Source organism: uncultured Tepidimonas sp., from assembly GCF_938045175.1.
Classification (GTDB): Bacteria; Pseudomonadota; Gammaproteobacteria; order Burkholderiales; family Burkholderiaceae_C; genus Tepidimonas.
This window is the reverse complement of record NZ_CALIND010000120.1, coordinates 1-5,998: the sequence shown is the minus strand read 5'-3', so window position 1 is coordinate 5,998 and position 5,998 is coordinate 1. Positions and strand designations below refer to the sequence as shown.

Below are 5,998 nucleotides of genomic sequence, written 5' to 3'. Positions count from 1 at the left end.
GCACGCCAATCCAGGCGTGCCAGGCCAGGGCCACCACCACCGAGAAGGTGAGGAATTTCATCCACGGCGCGGCGAAGATGCCCGCCCATGCCTCGTAACCGATGGGGCCGGGGGTGAAGATGACTTGCGCCAGCAGGATGACCGTAAAGAGCGCCATCAGCACCGCCGTGGCGCGCTGCACGAGCCAATCGCGCAGGCCGTAGTGGGCGCCGGTGACGACGCGCTTGGAGCCGTAGTTGACTGCCATTGTGATTACTCCGTCGAAAACGATCAGTACAGGCCGAACAGCTTGGCGCCGAGGATGGCCGTCAGGCCCAGGCTGAGCACCAGCGTGACGATGGCCGAGGAGCGGCCGTAGGCTTTGTCCACCTTGTGGGTGGCGTCCATGATGAGGTGGCGCACGCCGGCGCAGAAGTGGTGCAGGTAGGCCCAGATCAGGGCCAGCGCGACCAGCTTGACGAACCAGCCGGGCACGAAGCCGATCCCCGCCGCGAAGGCGGCCGTGAACGTGCCGTACGACAGCTCGGACGACAGCGAGGTGTCCATCATCCAGACCACGAACGGCAGCAGCAGGAACATCAGCGCGCCGCTGACGCGGTGCAGGATCGACACCCAGCCCGCGGCCGGGAGTCGGTAGGTCGTGAGGTCCTTGAAGGCGTTGATGTTGCGGAACTCGGGCCGTGCAGTGCGCAGGGGCGTCATGGGGGGGTTCTCCTGGGAGTCTTGGGGTTCCACCGTCGCCGCCGTGATGGCCGTGGGCGGGCGGCGAGTGCTCGATGATGGATCCGATCACTGACGAGGAACTGTCACATTCTATTGCAATGCAGCATCGATCAGGGTCTTTGGGGTTGGGGGTTGCTCAGCTGAGCTCGTTGCGGTAGTGGTGTCGGTCGGTTCGGTACAGGCCTCGGCGCAGCTCCATCGGCACGCCGTTGTAGGTGTAGGCCAGCCGCTCCACGCTCAGCAGCGTGGTGCCAGGCGCGACCTGCAAGCGCTCGGCCGCGGTGTCGCTGGCGGCGACGGCTTTGATGCGTTCTTCGGCGCGCACCATGCGCACGCCGAATTGGGTCTCGAACAAGGCGTACATGGGGCCGGCGTGGGCGACCAGGGTCTCCAGGGTCAGGCCACGGAAAGCGGTGCCCGGCAGCCACAGATCCTCGAGGATGGTGGGGGTGCCCTGAAACGACAGCACGCGGCTGACTTGGACGACGGGGTCGCCGCTGCGTAGCTGCAACGCCGCCGCTACCTCGGCGTTGGCGCGCACGCGGCGGCAGCCGAGTATGTCGCGCGTGGCGGGGCCAACGCTCTCGACCGTGCCCTCATCGGGGTGCAAGCGCAAAAAGCGGTACTGGATGTGCTGCTCAGCATGGGTGGCCACGAACGTGCCCTTGCCCTGGCGGCGCAGCAGCAGGTTGTCTGCCGCCAGCTCGTCGATCGCCTTGCGCACCGTGCCTTGGCTGACCTTGAAGCGCGTGGCGAGCTCGACCTCGCTGGGGATGAGGTCACCCGGTTTCCATTCGCCGGCTTGCAGGCTCTGCAGGATCAGCGCCTTGATTTGCTGGTAGAGCGGGCTGAACGCCGGCGTGGGTGATGTGGCCAGTGGTGCAGCAGCGGACGCACCCTCCGCAGGGGCGGGTGGCGCCATGGGCTTGACGGTCTGACCATCGGGTTTCATGGATGCAATCATATCTTATATAAGACATAAGACAAATTGACGCTGCGGGTTTACCACAGTACACTCGGGCCTATTCCTCGTCACTTCCCCCTATGGAGAACCCCATGAGCAAAAAGCCCGTCCGCGTCGCCGTCACCGGTGCTGCCGGCCAAATCGGTTACGCCCTGCTGTTTCGCATCGCCTCTGGCGAGATGCTTGGCAAGGACCAGCCGGTCATCCTGCAGCTGCTGGAGATCCCGGACGAGAAGGCCCAAAAGGCCCTCAAAGGCGTGATGATGGAGCTGGAGGACTGCGCGTTCCCGCTGCTGGCCGGCATGGAGGCGCACAGCGATGCGCGCACCGCGTTCAAGGACACCGACTACGCGCTGCTGGTGGGCGCGCGTCCGCGCGGCCCCGGCATGGAGCGCAAGGACCTGCTGTCGGCCAACGCGCAAATCTTCACCGCCCAGGGGCGCGCGCTCAACGAGTCGGCCAGCCGCAACGTCAAGGTGCTGGTGGTGGGCAACCCGGCCAACACCAACGCCTACATCGCTATGAAGTCGGCCCCCGATCTGCCGGCCAAGAACTTCACCGCCATGCTGCGCCTGGACCACAACCGGGCGCTGTCGCAGATCGCAGCCAAGACCGGCAAACCGGTCTCCAGCATCGAAAAGCTGTGCGTCTGGGGCAACCACTCGCCCACCATGTACGCTGACTACCGCTTCGCCACCATCGAGGGGCAGTCGGTCAAGGACATGATCAACGATGAGGATTGGAACCGCAACGTGTTCCTGCCCACTGTTGGCAAGCGCGGCGCGGCCATCATCGAGGCGCGCGGCCTGTCGTCCGCCGCGTCGGCGGCCAACGCCGCCATCGACCACATGCGCGACTGGGCGCTGGGCACCAACGGCAAGTGGGTGACCATGGGCATTCCGTCGCAGGGCTGGTATGGCATCCCGAAGGAGGTCATGTTCGGCTTCCCCGTCACCTGCGCCAACGGTGAATACACCGTCGTCGAGGGCCTGCCCATCGACGAGTTCAGCCAGCAGTGCCTGAACAAGACCCTGGCCGAGCTGGAGGAAGAGCGCCAGGGTGTCGCGCACCTGATCTGACCCCTCCACTGCATGCGCAGCCGCCCCATGACCCACGCCCGAGCCACGAAAGCACCGCACCCGCGCGACGTGCTGCTGGGGGCGCAGGCGGGGGCGGTGGCGTTGCCCGTGTGCGATCACTACGCCGGGGTCGAGGCGCGCATGCGCAAGAGCCTGGCGCTGCAGGCGCAGTGGGCCGCCGAGCGCGGCGCGTGCCCGTTCGACGTGACGCTGGATTGCGAGGACGGCGCGCCGGTGGGCGGCGAAGCCGAGCACGCGGCGCTGGTGGTGGCGCTGGTGCAGGGGTTGGACTGGTCGGCCCCGGTGCGGCCGCGCGTCGGCGTGCGGGTGCACCCGGTGGATCATCCGGCCTTCGAGGCAGACGTGGCGACCATCGTCGGTGCCGTGGGGGATCGGCTCACGCACGTGATGTGCCCCAAGGTCGAGTCAGTGGCCGACGTCGAGCGCGCCGCGGCCGCGCTGGACGCTGCGGGCGCGCCCGCGCTGGCGCTGCACGTGCTCATCGAGTCGCCCGCGGCCGTGCATCGGGCGTTCGACATCGCGGCGCACCCGCGCGTCGTGTCGCTGAGCTTCGGGTTGATGGACTTCGTCTCGGCGCATGGCGGGGCCATCCCAGCCGAGGCGATGGCGCTGCCCGGGCAGTTCGAGCACCCGCTGGTGCGGCGGGCCAAGCTCGAGATCGCCAGCGCCGCGCATGCGCACGGCAAGGTGCCGTCGCACTGCGTGGTGACCGAGTTTCGCGACCGCGACGCGGTGCGCGCGGCGGCGCGGCGCGCGGCGCGCGAGTTCGGCTACACCCGCATGTGGAGCATCCACCCCGACCAGATCGAGCCCATCGTGCAGGCCTTCCAGCCCAGCGAGCAAGCGGTCGCCACTGCGGCCGAGATCATCGTGCAGGCGGCGGCGGCCGACTGGGCGCCGATATCGCATCAAGGGCATTTGCACGACCGCGCGTCTTTCCGTTACTTTTGGCAGGTGCTCGAGCGCGCCCACGCCACCGGCGTGCCGCTGCCCGAGTCGGTGCGCGGCTACTTTTCTTGACACCTTTTCTTCGGAGCACTCACCATGTTGCAAGCCTACCGTGACCATGTGGCCGAGCGCGCGGCGCTGGGCATCCCGCCGCTGCCGCTCAACGCGCAGCAGACCGCCGACCTGATCGAGCTCATCAAAAACCCGCCCGCCGGGGAAGACCCGCAGTTCCTGGTCGACCTGTTGACGCACCGCGTGCCGCCCGGGGTGGACGACGCGGCCAAGGTCAAGGCCAGTTTCCTCGCTGCCGTCGCCCACGGCGACATTTCGGTGGACCTGATCAGCAAGGCCAAGGCCACCGAGCTGCTGGGCACGATGGTGGGGGGCTACAACGTCAAGCCGCTCATCGACCTGCTCGACGATGCCGAGGTGGCGCCCATCGCCGCCGAGGGCCTGAAGAAAACCCTGCTCATGTTCGACGCCTTCCACGACGTGGTGGAGAAGGTGCAGGCGGGCAACCCCCATGCCAAAGCCGTGATGCAGAGCTGGGCCGATGCCGAGTGGTTCTTGTCGCGCCCCGAAGTGCCGCACAAGATCACGGTGACCGCGTTCAAGGTGCCGGGTGAGACCAATACCGACGACCTGTCGCCCGCGCCCGACGCCTGGAGCCGCCCGGACATCCCGCTGCACGCGCTGGCGATGCTGAAGAACAAGCGCCCGGACGCGCCGTTCGAGCCCGACGAGGACGGCAAGCGTGGGCCCATCAGCGTCATCGAGCGCCTCAAGCAAAAAGGCCATCTGGTGGCCTACGTGGGGGACGTGGTCGGCACCGGCTCCAGCCGCAAGTCGGCCACCAACAGCGTCATCTGGCACACGGGCTTCGACATCCCGTTCGTGCCCAACAAGCGCTATGGCGGCATCACCCTGGGCGGCAAGATCGCGCCGATCTTCTTCAACACGCAAGAAGACTCCGGCTCGCTGCCGATCGAGGTCGACGTCAGCGGCATCGACTTCGGTGACGTCATCGACATCTACCCCTACGAGGGCAAGATCGAGAAAAACGGCACCGTCATCGCCACCTTCCAGCTCAAGAGCGAGGTGCTGCTCGATGAGGTGCGCGCCGGCGGGCGCATCAACCTCATCATCGGCCGCGGGCTGACGGCCAAGGCGCGGGAGTTCTTGGGCCTGCCCGCCTCGACCGTGTTTCGCCTGCCCAAGGCGCCGCAAGACAGCGGCAAGGGCTATACGCTCGCGCAAAAGATGGTCGGCCGTGCCTGCGGGCTGCCCGAGGGCAAGGGCATCCGCCCCGGCACCTACTGCGAGCCGCGCATGACCACCGTCGGAAGCCAAGATACCACTGGCCCGATGACGCGCGACGAGCTCAAGGACCTGGCGTGCCTGGGTTTCTCGGCCGATCTGGTGATGCAGTCGTTCTGCCACACCGCGGCTTACCCGAAGCCGGTGGACGTCAAGATGCACCGCGAGCTGCCCGCCTTCATCAGCAGCCGCGGCGGCGTCAGCCTGCGCCCGGGTGACGGCGTCATCCACTCGTGGCTCAACCGCATGCTGCTGCCCGATACCGTGGGCACGGGCGGCGACTCGCACACGCGCTTCCCCATCGGCATCAGCTTCCCCGCCGGCTCGGGCCTGGTGGCGTTTGCCGCGGCCACCGGCGTCATGCCGCTGGACATGCCCGAGTCGGTGCTGGTGCGCTTCAAGGGCCAGATGCAGCCGGGCATCACGCTGCGTGATTTGGTGCACGCCATTCCCTATTACGCCATCAAGCAAGGGCTGCTGACGGTCGAGAAGAAGGGCAAGAAAAATATCTTCTCCGGCCGCATCCTCGAGATCGAAGGCCTGCCGCATCTGAAAGTGGAGCAGGCGTTCGAGCTGTCGGACGCGTCGGCCGAACGTTCGGCGGCGGGCTGCACGATCAAGCTCGACAAGGAACCCATCATCGAGTACCTGAAGTCGAACATCGTGTTGCTCAAGAACATGATCGCCGACGGCTACCAGGACGCGCGCACGCTGGCACGCCGCATCAAGGCCATGGAGGCGTGGCTGGCCAACCCGCAGCTGCTCGAAGCCGACCCCGACGCCGAGTACGCCGCGGTCATCGAGATCGACCTCAACGAGATCAAGGAGCCCATCCTGTGCTGCCCGAACGACCCGGACGACGCGCGGCCGCTGTCCGAAGTGGCGGGCACTAAGATCGACGAGGCGTTCATCGGCTCGTGCATGACCAACATCGGGCACTTCCGCG

6 protein-coding genes are annotated in these 5,998 nt (G+C 67.0%); 3 read left to right on the top strand and 3 right to left on the bottom strand.

Going from position 1 to position 5,998, the window contains the following annotated elements; translation table 11 throughout:
• The 3 genes from sdhD to Q0716_RS06250 form a co-directional block, all read right to left on the bottom strand.
• The coding region (gene sdhD, locus Q0716_RS06260; protein WP_299020917.1) for a succinate dehydrogenase, hydrophobic membrane anchor protein at positions 1-247 on the bottom strand (247 nt) is incomplete at its 3' end.
• Positions 248-270: 23 nt separating this feature from the next.
• Positions 271-702 (bottom strand): succinate dehydrogenase, cytochrome b556 subunit, encoded by a 432-nt coding sequence (sdhC, locus tag Q0716_RS06255; protein WP_299020911.1) that lies wholly within the window; start codon positions 700-702, stop codon positions 271-273.
• A gap of 157 nt (positions 703-859) precedes the next feature.
• Positions 860-1,645 (bottom strand): GntR family transcriptional regulator, encoded by a 786-nt coding sequence (locus Q0716_RS06250; RefSeq protein ID WP_299020919.1) that lies wholly within the window; start codon positions 1,643-1,645, stop codon positions 860-862.
• Between the two features lie 134 nt (positions 1,646-1,779).
• Between Q0716_RS06250 and Q0716_RS06245 the strand changes: the two genes are divergently transcribed.
• The 3 genes from Q0716_RS06245 to acnB all read left to right on the top strand — a co-directional run.
• The gene (locus tag Q0716_RS06245) at positions 1,780-2,766 is read left to right on the top strand and encodes a malate dehydrogenase (RefSeq protein ID WP_299020905.1); all 987 of its coding nucleotides are present in this window, start codon (positions 1,780-1,782) and stop codon (positions 2,764-2,766) included.
• A 27-nt stretch (positions 2,767-2,793) separates the two neighbouring features.
• Positions 2,794-3,807: an aldolase/citrate lyase family protein gene (locus Q0716_RS06240; RefSeq protein ID WP_299020902.1), complete on the top strand. Its 1,014-nt coding sequence runs from the start codon at positions 2,794-2,796 to the stop codon at positions 3,805-3,807.
• A gap of 24 nt (positions 3,808-3,831) precedes the next feature.
• Positions 3,832-5,998: bifunctional aconitate hydratase 2/2-methylisocitrate dehydratase (gene acnB, locus Q0716_RS06235; protein WP_299020900.1), on the top strand; the 2,167-nt coding region annotated here is incomplete at its 3' end.

Excerpts from the sequence above, each read along its gene's own strand:
- Q0716_RS06245 (WP_299020905.1), top strand. The coding sequence starts at position 1,780 with ATGAGCAAAAAGCCCGTCCGCGTCGCCGTCACCGGTGCTGCCGGCCAA.
- Q0716_RS06240 (WP_299020902.1), top strand. The coding sequence starts at position 2,794 with ATGACCCACGCCCGAGCCACGAAAGCACCGCACCCGCGCGACGTGCTG.
- Q0716_RS06250 (WP_299020919.1), bottom strand. The coding sequence starts at position 1,645 with ATGGCGCCACCCGCCCCTGCGGAGGGTGCGTCCGCTGCTGCACCACTG.
- sdhC (WP_299020911.1), bottom strand. The coding sequence starts at position 702 with ATGACGCCCCTGCGCACTGCACGGCCCGAGTTCCGCAACATCAACGCC.